Genomic DNA, 14,235 nt, shown 5'->3' on the forward strand with positions numbered 1-14,235 from the left:
TCCCATGAAAAAAGCCCCTTTCCGCAAGAAAGGGGCTTCGCTTTCAAGCAGCGCATCAACGCGGCCGCGTCACCTGATACACATGCGATAAATCATAGACCTTATAGCGTCCCGGCTCGCCCCGGCCCTCGCCGGCGTAGCTCAAAATCAGCCCCTGCCGGCGCGCATAATCCGTCCAGCCGATAAACACACCGCTGTGCTCGATGTCGTTATACGAATGGTTGACGTAATACAGCCAGTCGCCCGGCTCCAGCAGCTCCGCCGGGGCATACGGCCCACCGCGCAGCGTGCCGGAAAATAGCGTCTGCCGCCGCTTCGTGGGAATGCCGGCGCGGTCGAAGCCCGCATGCAGATAATCCCAGCAGCCGCCGCGCACGATTTCGCGGTTCTGCACCATCTGCCGCAAGGTGAAGAGCACATTGCGCGCGGGCGGCTCGGCGGTGGTTTCGGCGTTCTCGATAAACGCCTGATAAGCCGAGGCTTCGGCGGTGAGCGGCGGGCGGACGGGCGCGCTGCTGCACCCTGTGGCGAGCAGGCTGAAAATACCCACATAACATACAATGTTCAGCATCAAAGACTCCCTGAAAAGAACCGCATGCCAGCATACCAAAGCCAGTTAGCCGAAAAAACCGCGCGCCTTGCCGCCCTGCTCGCCCCTTTCGCCGCCCCGCCGCCTGCGGTCTATCCCTCGCCGCCAACGGGCTACCGGATGCGCGCGGAATTTCGCGTCTGGCATGATGGGGATGACTGCTACCTTGCCATGACCAATGCCGCCGGAGAACGCGTCCGCTGCGACAATTTCCCGCCTGCCTATGACGCCATCAACCGCCTGATGACGCCGCTTATGGCCGCCATCCGCGAGCGTCCCGCCCTGCGCTACCGCCTCTTTCAGGCCGAATTTCACGCCGCGCAAACGGGTGAGGTGATGGTCAGCCTCGTCTATCATCGCCCGCTGGATGACGCCTGGCAGACGGAAGCACAAACACTCGCCGCTGCGCTCGGCGTCAGCCTTATCGGCCGCGCCCGCAAACAGAAAATCATCCTTGGCCGCGACTTCGTGCAGGAAACCTTCCATGTCGGCGGGCAGGATTTCCATTATCGCCAATACGAAAACAGCTTCAGCCAGCCAAACGCTGCCGTCTGCGCGCAAATGCTCGCCTGGGCCTGGCAGCAGGCGGGCAACCCGCAAGCCGACCTGCTCGAACTCTACTGCGGCAATGGCAACTTCACCCTGCCGCTCGCGAAGCGTTACCGCCGCGTGCTTGCTACCGAAGTGAGCAAGAGCGGCATCCGCGCCCTGCGCGAAAACCTCCTTCTGAATAACTGCACCAATATTGCCGTCGCCCGCCTTTCGGCGGCAGAACTGAGCGAGGCGATGCGCGGCGAACGCCCCTTCCGCCGCTTGCAACAGGACGGCATTGCGCTTGCCGCTTATGACTTCGACACCGTCTTCGTTGACCCGCCACGCGCGGGCATCGACGCGGCGACCCTCGCCCTGCTCTCCCGCTTCCCGCGCATCCTCTACATCTCCTGCAACCCGGCAACGCTTGCCGCCAACCTCGCCGTGCTCAATGCTACGCACCGCATCAGCGCCTGCGCCCTCTTCGACCAGTTCCCCTTCACCCCGCACATCGAAAGCGGCGTCTTGCTGGTGCGCCGTCAGGTGGGATAACGGCAGACAACAGACACCATATGAACGACAACACCTTTATCCTCCTCGACGACGCCCGCGCCAACCGCGCCCGCCTGTATCAAGACCACCGCGCCCGCATCCTGCTATCCGCCGCCCGCCTGGACGAACTGGACGACCTGCTCGCCGACGGCTGGGCGCGCGGCCTGCACGCCACCCTGCGCATCCCCTACGCATTCGGCCACGCCCTGCTCGGCCTTGACGCCCCCGCCGCACCGCTGGCGCTGGACTGGTACGCCGCCCTGCATCACCTGCGCGACGACACCATTGACGCCTGGCTCGCCGCGCAGGACGACGGCACCCCCGCCGGTCTTGCCGACCTGCGCGCCGACACGGACGCCACCGAATACCGCGCAACCATCGCCGCCATCCACGCAGAATTGCGCGCGGGCAACAGCTACCAGATCAACCACACCATCCGCCTGCACGCCGCCGCCTACGGTCAACCCGCCGCCCTCTACCGCCGCCTGCGCGCCCGCCAGCCCGCACCTTACGCCGCCTACGCCCACCATCCCGACGACGGCTACACCCTCTGCCTCTCGCCCGAACTCTATCTCGCCCGCGACGGCGGCCTGCTGCACACCCTGCCGATGAAAGGCACCGCGCCCGCCACAGGCGACGACGCCGTTGACGCGGCCGCCGCTGCGGCGCTTGCTGCCGACCCGAAAAACCGCGCCGAAAACCTGATGATCGTTGACCTCCTGCGCAACGACCTGAGCCGCCTCGCCGTCCCCTACGGCGTCAGCGTCAAACACCCCTTCCATGTCGAGCGGCATGGCCGCGTCCTGCAAATGACCAGCCGCGTCAACGCCCGCCTGCGCCCGCACACCACCGCTGCCGCCATCCTGCGCGCCACCTTCCCCTGCGGCTCCATCACCGGCGCGCCCAAGCACAACACCATGCGCCTCATCCACCGCTTCGAGCGCAGCCCGCGCGGCCTCTACACCGGCGCCCTCGGCTACATCGAACGCGACCGCCTGCGCCTCAACGTCGCCATCCGCACCCTCACCCTGCGCGACGGCGCGGCCACCTTCGGCGTCGGCGGCGGCATCACCATCCTGAGCGACGCCGCCGACGAATACCGCGAATGCCAAACCAAGGCCGCCTTCCTGCACGCCCCGCCCGACTTCGCCCTCTTTGAAACCCTGCGCATCGAAGGCAAACAAGCGCTGTTTTTTGCCGAACACCTCGCACGCCTTGCCGCCAGTGCCGCCACCTTCGCCATCCCCTGCGACACCGCCGCCATCCGCACCGCCGTCAGCCGCCACCTCGCGAACGGACGAGGTCTGCGCCGCTTGAAAATCACCCTGCATCCTGATGGCCGCCACCACATCGAAACGCATCCGCTGGACGAACAGCCGACCACTGTCGCCTGCTGCCTCTACCCCGAAGCACTGCCCGTGCACGACCTGCTGCGCCGCCATAAAACCAGCTACCGCGTCGTGAATGACCGTGCCCTCGCCTACGCCGCCACGCGCGGCGCCTTCGACGCCATCCTCAGCAACACACGCGGCGAACTGCTCGAAGGTAGCCGCAGCAGCCTCATCCTGCGCCTTGACGGCAGCTGGTACACCCCGCCGCTCGCCGCCGACATCCTCCCCGGTGTCATGCGCGCCCGCCTCATTGCCGACCCGTCCCCGCTCGGCGGCGGGATGCTCCGCGAACGCCCCCTCACCACCGCCGACCTCGCCCGCGCGGAGGCCGTCGTCCTCTGCAACAGCCTGCGCGGGGTGATGCGGGTAAACCACATCCGGGAATAACAACCATGACAGACTTCCTCAGCCTCCTTCTGAGATTATTGATGTTTGCCGGACTGTTCGGCTTTGGCCGCCTCATCGTGCACAGCCCGCCGCGCCGCGCCTGCCTCATCATCGTACTGGCGAACCTGCTGCTGCTCGCCTTCCTGCTGGCGGTACAACACAAATTCCACCGCACGCCCTTCGCTTTCGGCACGACCGATTACGCCCTCCTGCTCGTCCTCAACATCAGCGCCTGGCCGTTCCCCATCTGGCGGCATTACCATCCGCAAGAACCCACCCTGTCCTCCCGCGAAACCATCCTTCTGCTGCTGGGCGCGCTGTCCGGCAGCATCGGCATACTCACTGTCGCCGCGATGGGTTGGTGATCCCGAAAGCCGCCGCAGCCGCGCTAATGGCGGCCGCCCGTCCGGCGACACCCGTTTTATCTCCCGGCATCACTCCTGCGGCGGCAGCAGGAACACGCCCGCGTGGGCGAGGTGGACGTAGCCCTCGCGGCGGTCTTCCGCGAATTCTTCCGGTTTGAGGTTGATGAGCAGTTCCTTGCCCTGCCAGTCGGCGACGATTTCCCAGTGGTTGCCCATGTACACCGCGCTCTGGATGGTGCAGTGCTGTGCCGCTTCACCCGTGTCTTTCAGGGTGACGGCTTCGGGGCGGATGCCAACGAGGCAGGCACCATCTTTAATGCCGAAGGCGGCGGCGTCCGGCAGGTCGAAGCTGTAGCCGTTCACGGTGAGGTGGCTGCCGGCGAGTTCGGCAGCGAAGATGCTGGATTCGCCCATGAAGTTGGCGAGGAAAAGCGAGTTGGGGCGCTGGTAGAGTTCGCGCGCGCTCGCTTTTTGCATGATGCGGCCTTTGTCCATGACGATGACCTGATCCGAGACGGCAAAGGCTTCGCTCTGGTCGTGGGTAACGTAGAGCGAGGTGATGCCGAGGCTTTGTTGCAATTCGCGGATTTTTTCGCGCATGCTGCGGCGCAGGTTAGCGTCGAGGTTGGAGAGCGGTTCGTCGAAGAGCAGCACTTTCGGCTTGAGGACGAGGGCACGGGCGAGGGCCACACGTTGTTGTTGACCGCCGGAGATTTGATCGACGTAGCGTTCGCCGAATCCGGCCAAATCCACGAGCGCCAAGGCTTCTTCGATGCGGCGTTTGCGTTCGTCTTTACCGACGTTCAGCATTTTCAGGCCGTAGCCGACATTGTCGGCGATGCTCATGTGCGGGAAGAGCGCGTAGGACTGGAAGACGATGCAGATGTCGCGATGCTGGATGGAGGCTTTGGTGACGTCTTCGCCGTCGATATAGATTTGCCCGGAGGTCGGGCTTTCGAGACCGGAAACGAGGCGCAGGATGGTGGTTTTGCCGCAACCGGAGGGGCCGAGCAGGGTGGTCATGGTGCCGCGCTCGATATTGAGGTCAAGGTTGTCGATGACGACGGCCTTGCCGAAGCGCTTGCTGACGTTTTTCAGGACGAGAAAGGCGTTGTTTTCTGTACTCATGGGAATCTCTTATTGTGCGGGTTGGCGGGCTTTCGAGCGGGCGATGCGGGTGTCGCCGATGATCCAGTCGAAGAAGAGGATGATGCTCATCATGACGACAATCAGGATGGAGCCGTAGGCGATGGCAATGCCGTATTCGCCGTCTTCGACGCGGTTCAGGATGTAGGCCGTCGCGACGCGCGTGTCGGCGGTCACCAGGAAGATGATGGCGCTGACGGTGGTCATGGCTTTCACGAAACTGGTCACAAGTGCCGAGAGCAGCGCAGGCTTCAAGAGCGGCAGAATGATGTAAATGATGGTCTTGAAGGAGCTGCCTTTGAGCGAGAGCGAGGCTTCATCCAGCGATTTGTCGAGCTGGCCGAGGCCGGCGATAGCGGCGCGCATCCCTACCGGCAGGTCGCGCATGACCATCGAGATAATGACGATGATGCCGGTGCCGGTGAGATAAAGCGGGGCGTTATTGAAGGCGAGGATGTAGGACACGCCCGCTGCCGTGCCGGGGATGGCGAAGCAGAGCATGGTGAGAAATTCCAGCGCCTTCTTGCCGCGAAACTGTTTGCGCACCACGATGTAGGCAATCAGCAGGCCGAGCAGGGCAGTGAGCACGGCGGCGATGCCAGCGTAAATCAGGGTGTTAATCAGGGAAGGCCAGGCACCGTCACGCAGCCCCTGCCCGAAGAGCATGGCGTAGTTTTTCGTGGTCAGCGTGTAATCCACGCCCCAGTTCACGGTGAAGCTGCCGTAGAAAATGCTGCCGTAGAGAACGATGTTAAAAACGACCCACACCGCGAGCAGTGCGGTAATCGCGTTCTTCAGGCCGCGTGGCAGTTCCTGCACCTCACCGCGATAGGACTTGCCGGAAACAGTGATGTAAGAGCGGTTACCAATCCACAAATACTGCACGATAAAGATACCGAGCGAGAACAGCAGCAGGATGGTGCCGAGGGTACTGGCCGAGGCGTAATCCAGCTGGGAACCGGCGATGTAGAAATAAATCTGCGTGGCGATGACGTCGAAGCTGCCGCCGAGCACCAGGGGGTTACTGAAATCGGCGAGCGACTGGATGAAGACCAGCAGGAAAGCGTTGGCCAACGCCGGACGCAGCAGCGGGAAAATAATCTGGAAGAACGTCTGATAACGGTTGGCGCGCAGCGTGTACGACGCTTCCTCAATGGACGGGTGAATGGATTTCAGCGCACCGTCAAGAATCATGAAGGCCAGCGGGGTGAAAGCGAGGATCTGCGCTATGGCAATACCGTTGAAACCGTAGAGCCAGTTGGTATTGGTGAAGCCGAGGTGCATCAGCCATTCTGTGACATAACCGGAACGCCCCAGCATCAGCGTCACACCGAGGCCGACCACAAACGGCGGCGTGACAATCGGCAGAATCGAGAAAATCTTGCCGACAAAGGCAGTGCGGCGGGCAATCCGCGTCGTATAAAGCGCAAAAGCGAGACCAAACAGCGTGGACATCAGGCCGACAAAGCCGGAAAGCATCAGCGAATTGCCGATGACGCGCACGATGTAACTGCGCCCCAGAATATCGAGCACCTGACCGGGCACGAACGCGCCGCTTTCGTCATAAAACATCGCCTTGAAAATCGCGATCGTCGGGAAGACGATGAACAGCGCGATTAACAGGACAATCAAGAGCAGCGAGGCGATGATGAACTTGTCGCCCTGCAACACCTTCAAGCGGGCGAGCGCGAGGGTCGCCAGCGCAATCAGCGCCAGGGCGAGCCCCATCACCGCATAGCCCAGTGAGACATGGCGCAGATCGGCACTGATGACGACCAGCGCGGTAATCACAGCGGCCAGCGCCAGCTCGCTCTTGGCCTGCACGGCAGGCGCGAGCTTGAGCGCGGGCAAAAGCAGGAAACCGGCGAGCGGCGCGAACCACAGCCAGCTTATATTGAGCGAATGCCAGCCCATCGCGGCGAGACGCTCATCGCGCGTCGCCTCAAACAGCCCATAATCGAGGGCGAAAGACGGCAGCAGCAAAAATGCCGCGAATGCCAGCACGACCCAAAATACGGGTCGCTGCAAAAAACGTGAAAACAGATTCATAAAACCTCGATTGCAGGGTGGACGGATGCCCACCGGAAAAAGTTGGGATTAAATGCCCGCCGGGCGGGATACACGCCGGGTTTGCACCAGGGGGGCACAAGTTGCCCACGCGGTTTGCGACAGACAAAAACCGCCAAGCGACCAGGCGGGACAACCACGATTTTTTTGCCCCCTCCGGCCACTTCCCCCGCAAGCGGGGGAGGGGCTTGATGGCTATTTCCCCAATTTCACTTCATCGACCCAGCGTTTAATCAAGCGTTTGCGCAAATCGCTGGCACCGTATTTATCAAAATCGTAGTTAATCAGATTGACGGATTTGAAATCCAGCGAATAGGGCGACATTTCCGCTTCGCTATTGGTCAGGATTTGGTGCGTTTCCCCTTTCTTCCACGACAATTCTTGCGCCTCTTTGGATAACGCCCAATCAACAAACAATTTCGCGTTTTCCGGGTTTCTCGCGCCCTTGATAATGCTGACGCCGCCGATTTCATAACCCGTGCCTTCGCATGGCACGATTAATTCCACCGGTGCGCCTTTTTCTTTTTCAATGGAATGTTCGTGCAAGAAGCCGATGCCGATTGCCGCTTCGCCGCGTGCGGTGTTGCGGGTGGCGGTATTGCCGGATTTCGTATATTGCGAGACGTTTTTGTTGAGTTCCTTCAAGAATTTGAAAGCCTCTTCCTCGCCCCAGAGCTGCACGAAGGTGGCGATTTGCGTGTAGGCCGTGCCGGAGCTTTGCGGGTCGGCGGCCTGGATTTCGTTCTTGTATTTCGGGTCGGTCAAATCCTTCCAGCATTTCGGCACCGGCAGATTCAGCTTTTGCAGGCGTTCGGTATTGACGCCGAAACCGAGAATGCCGAGATAAATCGCCGAAGAATAATTGCCTTTGACTTTGGCCGGATCTTTCAGCGCATCGGGAATGTATTGCAGATTGGGTGATTTGTAGGCTTCGAGCAGGCCCATTTCGCCCGCCTGCGAATGCGGGTCCAGGGTGCCGCCATACCAGACATCGCCTTGCGGATTGGCTTTTTCCGCTTCAATGCGCGCAAAGATGCTGCCGGTGCTGCCGCGAATAAAACTGGTCTTGATGTGATGTTTCTGCTCGAATGCCAGCACTTCCTGCTCGCACATCGTATTTTGCGCGCTGCAATACACCACCAGGCGGCTTTCCGCCGCAGCAAAAACCGCACCGCTTAATACGACGCCGGATAGCGCAAGCGCCATGCGGGAAATTTTCATGATTTATGTCCTCAGCATTAAAAAAGTACGGCCTGACACACAGGCCGTACTTAAATTGTTATTTACCCATCTTGACCGTTTCTACCCATTTATCGATCAACCGCTTGCGCTCATCGGCAGAACCATATTTCGCAAAATCGTAGTCAATCAGTTTCAGCTGCGCGGGATCAGGCGTATTCGGGGCCTGCTCGGCGGTGGTATTGGTCAGGATTTGCAAGGATTCGCCCTGTTTCCAGGCGGATTCCTGCCCTTCTTTGGACAGCGCCCAATCCACGAACAGCTTGGCGTTGTCCATGTTGCGCGCGCCTTTCAAAATGCTGACGCCACCCAGTTCGTAGCCCGTGCCTTCACACGGCACGACTAGTTCCAACGGTGCGCCCTTGTTCTTTTCCAGGGTGTAATCGTGCAGGAAGCCGATGCCGATCGCCGTTTCGCCGCGCGCGGCATTGCGCGACGGGGTTACGCCGGATTTGGTGTATTGCGAGATGTTCGGGTGCAGCTGACGGAAATAATTAAAGGCTTCGTCCTCACCCCAGAGTTGCACGAAGGTAGCTAGCGCGGTGTAGGCGGTGCCGGCACTTTGCGGGTCGGCGATTTGCACCTCGCCCTTGTATTCCGGCTTGGTCAGGTCTTTCCAGCATTTCGGCACGTCTTTGATGCCGAGTTTTTGCAGGCGGTCGGTGTTCACGCCAAAGCCGAGGATGCCCATGTAAATGGCGGAGGTGTAGTTGCCCTTCACCTTGCCGGGATCGCGGAAACGCTCGGTAATCTGCGGCAGATTGGGCGACTGGTAGGCTTCGAGCAGACCGAGCTCACCGGCCTGCGACTGCGGGTCGAAGGTGCCGCCGTACCAGACATCGGCCTGCGGGTTGTTCTTTTCCGCTTCCACTTTGGCGAAGGTGCTGCCGGAACCGTTGCGGATGAACGACGCTTTCACGTCGTATTTCTTGCCGAATTCCTGCACGGCGTTTTCACACATCGCGTTCGTCGCGCTGCAATAAACGACGAGCCGCCCGGCAGCGTGGGCATGGGCGGCCAAAAGGGAACCGGCGGCAATGGCGGCGGCGAGTTTGGTGAAGCGAGACCATTTCATAGCAATTACTCCTGATAAAGAGGACGGAACAGGCGCCTGAAACACAGGCATAAGCGGTGAAATATGTGGTTTGGATTAGGCGTAATCAACACATTCCAACAGCGGTTGCACATTATAGCCACGCAGAGTTGAGGAAAGAAAGCGGGGATTTAACAGCCGCCTAACACGACGGCATGACGACCGGCAGGCGGCGTCCTTCGTCGCTGCTTTGTTGCGCCAGTTCAGTGAGATAGATGACACGCAGCGCCTGTCCGGCGGTAACCATGAGCGGCGCTTCGCCCCGGATGGCGGCGGCGATGTTGGCGTAGTAGGCGGGAAAATCGCCGCGCAGGGTTTCTATGCGGCGGTTGCCGTCTTCGCGGTAAAGAATGCCCTGTGGCGCGACGGCGTCTGTGCCGTAAGCGGGATCGACGGGCGTCATGCCCGCTTTGAGCTGGGCTTCCTGCGGATCGAGGCCGTATTTGACGTAGGTGGCAGTCTCGCCTTCGAAGTGGAAGCGGGCGACCGGGGCGCTGCAATAGGGCGAGGTGTGCAACACGACTTCGTGCGCGGGATAGTGCAACTGCATGTGGGCGTAGTCCACGGTGCGGCTGCCGGGGCGCAGGGCGCGGCAGTGCCCGGTGACGGCTTGCGGCAGGCCGAAGAGGTCAAGCGCCTGATCAAGCAGGTGCGCGCCGAGGTCGTACCAGATGCCCGCCCCCGCGCCGGGGTTTTCGCGCCAGCGGTCGCGCACGTGCGGGCGGTAGCGGTCCCAGCGGGAGATGAGGAGGCGTGGGGCGCCGAGGGCGTCGTTGGCGAGAAGCCGTTTCAGGGTGAGGTAGTCGCCGTCCCAGCGGCGGTTGTGGAAGACGCTGAGCAGGCGGCGGTTTTCGGCGGCGAGGCGGATGAGGGCCTGCCCTTCGGCGAGGGTGTTCACCATCGGTTTTTCGAGGACGACGTGGCGGCCTGCGGCGAGGCATTGCGCGGCAAGGTCGTAGTGAACGGCGTTCGGCGCGGTGATGATGACGAGTTCGGCGTCGCTTTCCGCCAGCATGGTGGCAGCATCGGGGTAGCGCGGGATGGGGATGTCGGGCTGCTCACGGCTGCTGACCAGCGCGTTCAGGCGGTAGGCGGGGTTTGCGGCGACAAGCGGCAGATGGAAGGTGCGGGCGGACATGCCGCAGCCGATGATGGCGGTGTTGATCATGGGGTGTCTCCGGTTCTCTGTTCACGGCGGTTTTTATTATCGCCCCTTCCGTTGCGGCGCGACACTGCCTGCGAGTACCGCGCTTTTAATCTGCGACAGGCTTTCGCCAGGCGGCGTGGTTGCCGGGTTATGGCGCCTGCATATGTTGAAGGCGCTGCCGGGGCAGCGCCTTTTCTTTGTGGGCGGATGGATTACAGCCCCTTGCAGTTGGCGTAGTAGGTCACGGTCGCCGGCCAGTCGCTGAAGATGCCGACGATGCCGACATCTTTGGCAAGCGCGTCGAGGTAATGGTAGGTGTCGCCGTCTTTTTTGCCGAGCGCTTCCACGCCGGTGAAGTACCAGCCGCCGCCTTTTGCCAGCGGGCCGGAGCGTTCCAGCGTCCAGGTGATGAGTTTGAAGCCGTTGTCTTTCGCCGCTTTGGCGTAGTCGGAGACGCCGAATGTGCCGCCGTCGTTTTTCACGAGCATCGGCATGGCGGGCGCGAGGTATTGCAGGCCGAGTGTGCGCCATTCGGGCATTTCCTTGATGCGGGCGGCGGTGTCGAGGGTTTCATCGAGGAATACCGCCTGTTTGCCGTAGTCGCCGCCTTTGGTCAACCAGTAGCGGATGACTTCCGGCTGGAAGGATTGCGGGAAGACGTCGCCGGGGGCGACGCCGGCTGTGGCGTAGTCATCGAGCATTTTTTGCGCGTATTGTTCGAGGGTGAAGCCGTCGTACGGCATGGCGACGACCGGTTCTTTCAGTTCCGGGGTCATTTTCACGCCGAGGCTTTTGAAGAGGGCGATGCTTTCTTTGTGCGTCATCAGTTCGCCGTTTTGCGTGTACAGCTCGGTGCGCCAGGCGGGCGTGCCCTGCATGTATTCTTCCACGCTGCGCGCGCCTTTGTTGCCGCCGTCCATTTTGCCTTTGAGCGTTTTGAATTCGGCGAGGGTGATGTCCGAGGTGCGGCATTCGGCCTCGGCTTCTTTCACCAGTTTGCCGTCGGCATCGTATTCGGCAGGTTTGAACGGCACACTGCATTTGGCGGCCAGCGGGGTGGCGAGGATGTTGGTGGTGTTGTGCAGGTCGTTTTGCGCGTGGCGGCAGACGAGTTCTTTGTCTTTGGTGAAGGCGACGTCGCATTCGAGGATGCCCGCCCCCTCCCGTGCCCCGGCGAGATAGGAGTCGCGGGTGTGTTCCGGGAATTGCAGCGCCGCGCCCCGGTGCGCGATGCTGAATGTGCTTCTTTTCGGGGTCTGCTGGGCGCAGGCTTTGAGTTCGTCTTTCAGCGCGCCGTCTTCGAGGTTATCGATGAGGTAGAACGGGCGCACGCCGTAGGTGAGCGGTTCTGCGGCGTAAGCGGCAGTGCTGAGGGCGGCACAGACGGCCAGGGTAAGGGAACGTGTCATTTTGTTGCTCCATTGTGTGAAATCCGCGCGCATTGTAGGCGTTTGCCACAGGATATTCACGGAATTGCCACACCCCTTCCCCGCTATAATGCGTTTTTTTCTATCCGACGGAATGTGTTATGCAAAAAATACTGCTGCTCTCTTTCGCCATCCTGCTCGCCGCTTGTGCCGCCGACGGGCGCGTCTCGGAAAGCATGGCGCGGGAAATCGTTTCGCCGCTGGTTGACCAGCAATGCCGCACCCAGCTCAACAAACGCCAGGAATGGCAAATCGCCTCCGCCCTGATGGGCGATGACGTAAAAAACCGCTGGGAAAACAAAGTCTGCGGCTGCGTCAGCGAGGAGGCGCCGGCGAACATGACCAATCAGGAAATGTTGCAGGTCATCAACCCCGCGACGCGCAACCAGGCGGTGACGAATGTGGCGGTGAAGACGCTCAGCGCCTGCATCAAGCGGGTGTTGCACTGACCCGCCCGGCATGGCGTTATGCGCAGTCGTTATCATCACCATCAGCCTATTTTGATACGATAACGCCGCCCGCCGCAGAGGGTTGAGCAGCGGCATTCCAGTATTTCCATCCACGCAAATTTCAAGGAGAACGGCATGAGCCATTACCTGTTTACTTCCGAATCCGTGTCCGAAGGGCACCCCGACAAAATCGCCGACCAAATTTCCGATGCGGTGCTTGACGCCATCATCGCCCAGGACAAACACGCCCGCGTCGCCTGCGAAACCCTCATCAAGACCGGCATGGTCGTGGTCGCCGGCGAAGTCAGCACCTCCGCCTGGGTCGATCTCGAACACATCGTGCGCGAAACCATCACCGACATCGGCTACAACAGCTCCAACGTCGGCTTTGACGGCGAAACCTGCGCCGTGCTGAACGCCATCGGCAAACAGTCCTCCGACATCGCCCAGGGCGTTGACCGCGAAGAAAAACGCAAACAGGGCGCGGGCGACCAGGGGCTGATGTTCGGCTACGCCTGCGACGAAACGCCGGCCCTGATGCCCGCGCCGATTACCTACGCGCACCGCCTCGTCGAGCGCCAGTCCAAAGTGCGCCGCGACGGCATCCTGCCGTGGCTGCGCCCCGATGCCAAATCACAAGTAACCTTCCGCTACGAAGACGACAAAATCACCGGCATTGACGCCGTCGTCCTATCCACCCAGCACGACCCGGATATCTCGCAGAAAGACCTGCAAGAAGCCGTGCGCGAACTCATCATCGACAAAGTCCTGCCCGCCGAATGGCTCGACAACAACACCAAATTCCACATCAACCCGACCGGCAAATTCGTCATCGGCGGCCCCGTCGGCGACTGCGGCCTGACCGGGCGCAAAATCATCGTCGATACCTACGGCGGCTCCGCGCACCACGGCGGCGGCGCCTTCTCCGGCAAAGATCCCTCAAAGGTGGACCGCAGTGCCGCTTATGCCGGGCGCTATGTGGCGAAAAACATCGTCGCCGCCGGGCTGGCCAGGCGCTGCGAAGTGCAAGTGTCCTACGCCATCGGCGTCGCCGAGCCGACCTCCGTCATGGTCAACACCTTCGGCACCGGCACCCTTCCGGATGAAGAAATCGTCAAACGCGTGCGCGCTGTGTTCGACCTCACCCCCTACGGCATCATCGAAATGCTCGACCTCATCCGCCCGATCTACCGCCAGACCGCCGCTTACGGCCACTTTGGCCGCGAACTGCCGGACTTCACCTGGGAAAAAACCGACCGCGCCGACGCGCTGAAACGGTAAGAATTTCCCGCCATTGCAAAACGCCGAATGCCACAAGCATTCGGCATTTTTATATAGAAAAAGGAATACACAATGCCAACAGAAGAAAAGAAACTTGAAGGATTAGGCGGCTGGCTGATATTGGTCGGCATCGGCCTATTTGTCAACCCGATACGCTTATGGATAGGAATGGCGCAAATTTATCAGGGCATGAAAAGCAACGGCTCCTGGGAATTGATTATGTCTGGCGAGGCGGATAGGTATTATCCGGGCATAAAGGCGTTAATTCTGGGTGAGTTTACAATATACGCTTTGCAAATTACTTTCTATATTGTGCTGATTACCCTGTTTTTTATGAAAAAAAGGTTATTCCCCAAGCTATTTATCGCAGTAGTGGTTCTAAATTGTCTATTTTGCTTTGCTGATACAATTTTCTCATCTAACATTCTGCCGAAAGAAATGCTTCCGGCCACCGGAAGCAGTGGAGTAATTATCCGCTATCTTGTTTATCTCGCTATCTGGGGGACCTATATGCTGATATCCAAGCGGGTAAAGGCAACCTTTATCCATTAAGCAGGCGCAAGTCTGCTTT

The 14,235-nt window shown here is 60.5% G+C and carries 13 protein-coding genes; 6 read left to right on the forward strand and 7 right to left on the reverse strand.

What is annotated here, in order from left to right; translation table 11 throughout:
• Positions 1–55: 55 nt before the first annotated feature.
• Positions 56–571, reverse strand: a complete 516-nt coding sequence (locus Q0562_RS10770; RefSeq protein WP_298644265.1) for a hypothetical protein — start codon at positions 569–571, stop codon at positions 56–58.
• A gap of 24 nt (positions 572–595) precedes the next feature.
• Between Q0562_RS10770 and trmA the strand changes: the two genes are divergently transcribed.
• Genes trmA through Q0562_RS10785 form a run of 3 tightly spaced genes read left to right on the forward strand, consistent with a single transcriptional unit; the run spans position 596 to position 3,815 of the window.
• Entirely contained in the window at positions 596–1,672 is a 1,077-nt protein-coding gene (trmA, locus tag Q0562_RS10775; protein WP_298644266.1) for a tRNA (uridine(54)-C5)-methyltransferase TrmA, read from the forward strand.
• A 20-nt stretch (positions 1,673–1,692) separates the two neighbouring features.
• Entirely contained in the window at positions 1,693–3,450 is a 1,758-nt protein-coding gene (locus Q0562_RS10780; RefSeq protein WP_298644268.1) for a bifunctional chorismate-binding protein/class IV aminotransferase, read from the forward strand.
• Positions 3,451–3,455: 5 nt separating this feature from the next.
• A complete protein-coding gene (locus Q0562_RS10785) occupies positions 3,456–3,815 on the forward strand; it encodes a hypothetical protein (protein WP_298644269.1) in 360 nt (119 codons plus the stop codon).
• Positions 3,816–3,884: 69 nt separating this feature from the next.
• Here Q0562_RS10785 and fbpC read toward each other — a convergent pair whose 3' ends face one another.
• The 6 genes from fbpC to Q0562_RS10815 all read right to left on the reverse strand — a co-directional run bounded on the left by fbpC (position 3,885) and on the right by Q0562_RS10815 (position 11,916).
• On the reverse strand, positions 3,885–4,943 hold the full coding sequence (gene fbpC / locus Q0562_RS10790) for a ferric ABC transporter ATP-binding protein (RefSeq protein ID WP_298644270.1): 1,059 nt from the start codon (positions 4,941–4,943) through the stop codon (positions 3,885–3,887).
• A 9-nt stretch (positions 4,944–4,952) separates the two neighbouring features.
• Positions 4,953–7,010: an iron ABC transporter permease gene (locus Q0562_RS10795; protein WP_366144761.1), complete on the reverse strand. Its 2,058-nt coding sequence runs from the start codon at positions 7,008–7,010 to the stop codon at positions 4,953–4,955.
• Positions 7,011–7,223: 213 nt separating this feature from the next.
• A complete protein-coding gene (locus tag Q0562_RS10800; RefSeq protein ID WP_298644273.1) occupies positions 7,224–8,249 on the reverse strand; it encodes an ABC transporter substrate-binding protein in 1,026 nt (341 codons plus the stop codon).
• 58 nt (positions 8,250–8,307) lie between these two features.
• Entirely contained in the window at positions 8,308–9,342 is a 1,035-nt protein-coding gene (locus Q0562_RS10805; RefSeq protein ID WP_298644275.1) for an ABC transporter substrate-binding protein, read from the reverse strand.
• 160 nt (positions 9,343–9,502) lie between these two features.
• The gene (locus tag Q0562_RS10810) at positions 9,503–10,528 is read right to left on the reverse strand and encodes a Gfo/Idh/MocA family oxidoreductase (RefSeq protein ID WP_298644276.1); all 1,026 of its coding nucleotides are present in this window, start codon (positions 10,526–10,528) and stop codon (positions 9,503–9,505) included.
• Positions 10,529–10,719: 191 nt separating this feature from the next.
• Positions 10,720–11,916 carry a glycerophosphodiester phosphodiesterase family protein gene (locus Q0562_RS10815; protein ID WP_298644278.1) on the reverse strand — a complete coding sequence of 399 codons (1,197 nt, stop codon included), beginning with the start codon at positions 11,914–11,916 and terminating at the stop codon, positions 10,720–10,722.
• Between the two features lie 119 nt (positions 11,917–12,035).
• On the opposite strand from Q0562_RS10815, the gene Q0562_RS10820 reads away from it, so the two are divergent.
• The 3 genes from Q0562_RS10820 to Q0562_RS10830 all read left to right on the forward strand — a co-directional run bounded on the left by Q0562_RS10820 (position 12,036) and on the right by Q0562_RS10830 (position 14,216).
• On the forward strand, positions 12,036–12,383 hold the full coding sequence (locus tag Q0562_RS10820; protein WP_298644279.1) for a hypothetical protein: 348 nt from the start codon (positions 12,036–12,038) through the stop codon (positions 12,381–12,383).
• 135 nt (positions 12,384–12,518) lie between these two features.
• Positions 12,519–13,664: a methionine adenosyltransferase gene (metK, locus tag Q0562_RS10825; RefSeq protein WP_298644281.1), complete on the forward strand. Its 1,146-nt coding sequence runs from the start codon at positions 12,519–12,521 to the stop codon at positions 13,662–13,664.
• Positions 13,665–13,736: 72 nt separating this feature from the next.
• The gene (locus Q0562_RS10830; RefSeq protein ID WP_298644283.1) at positions 13,737–14,216 is read left to right on the forward strand and encodes a DUF2569 domain-containing protein; all 480 of its coding nucleotides are present in this window, start codon (positions 13,737–13,739) and stop codon (positions 14,214–14,216) included.
• Positions 14,217–14,235: the final 19 nt, after the last annotated feature.

The sequence above is a fragment of the uncultured Cardiobacterium sp. genome (assembly GCF_938028825.1).
Lineage (GTDB): Bacteria > Pseudomonadota > Gammaproteobacteria > Cardiobacteriales > Cardiobacteriaceae > Cardiobacterium.

Excerpts from the sequence above, each read along its gene's own strand:
- Q0562_RS10805 (WP_298644275.1), bottom strand. The coding sequence starts at position 9,342 with ATGAAATGGTCTCGCTTCACCAAACTCGCCGCCGCCATTGCCGCCGGT.
- Q0562_RS10815 (WP_298644278.1), bottom strand. The coding sequence starts at position 11,916 with ATGACACGTTCCCTTACCCTGGCCGTCTGTGCCGCCCTCAGCACTGCC.
- fbpC (WP_298644270.1), bottom strand. The coding sequence starts at position 4,943 with ATGAGTACAGAAAACAACGCCTTTCTCGTCCTGAAAAACGTCAGCAAG.
- Q0562_RS10830 (WP_298644283.1), top strand. The coding sequence starts at position 13,737 with ATGCCAACAGAAGAAAAGAAACTTGAAGGATTAGGCGGCTGGCTGATA.
- Q0562_RS10785 (WP_298644269.1), top strand. The coding sequence starts at position 3,456 with ATGACAGACTTCCTCAGCCTCCTTCTGAGATTATTGATGTTTGCCGGA.
- Q0562_RS10800 (WP_298644273.1), bottom strand. The coding sequence starts at position 8,249 with ATGAAAATTTCCCGCATGGCGCTTGCGCTATCCGGCGTCGTATTAAGC.
- metK (WP_298644281.1), top strand. The coding sequence starts at position 12,519 with ATGAGCCATTACCTGTTTACTTCCGAATCCGTGTCCGAAGGGCACCCC.
- Q0562_RS10795 (WP_366144761.1), bottom strand. The coding sequence starts at position 7,010 with ATGAATCTGTTTTCACGTTTTTTGCAGCGACCCGTATTTTGGGTCGTG.
- Q0562_RS10780 (WP_298644268.1), top strand. The coding sequence starts at position 1,693 with ATGAACGACAACACCTTTATCCTCCTCGACGACGCCCGCGCCAACCGC.
- Q0562_RS10820 (WP_298644279.1), top strand. The coding sequence starts at position 12,036 with ATGCAAAAAATACTGCTGCTCTCTTTCGCCATCCTGCTCGCCGCTTGT.
- trmA (WP_298644266.1), top strand. The coding sequence starts at position 596 with ATGCCAGCATACCAAAGCCAGTTAGCCGAAAAAACCGCGCGCCTTGCC.
- Q0562_RS10810 (WP_298644276.1), bottom strand. The coding sequence starts at position 10,528 with ATGATCAACACCGCCATCATCGGCTGCGGCATGTCCGCCCGCACCTTC.
- Q0562_RS10770 (WP_298644265.1), bottom strand. The coding sequence starts at position 571 with ATGCTGAACATTGTATGTTATGTGGGTATTTTCAGCCTGCTCGCCACA.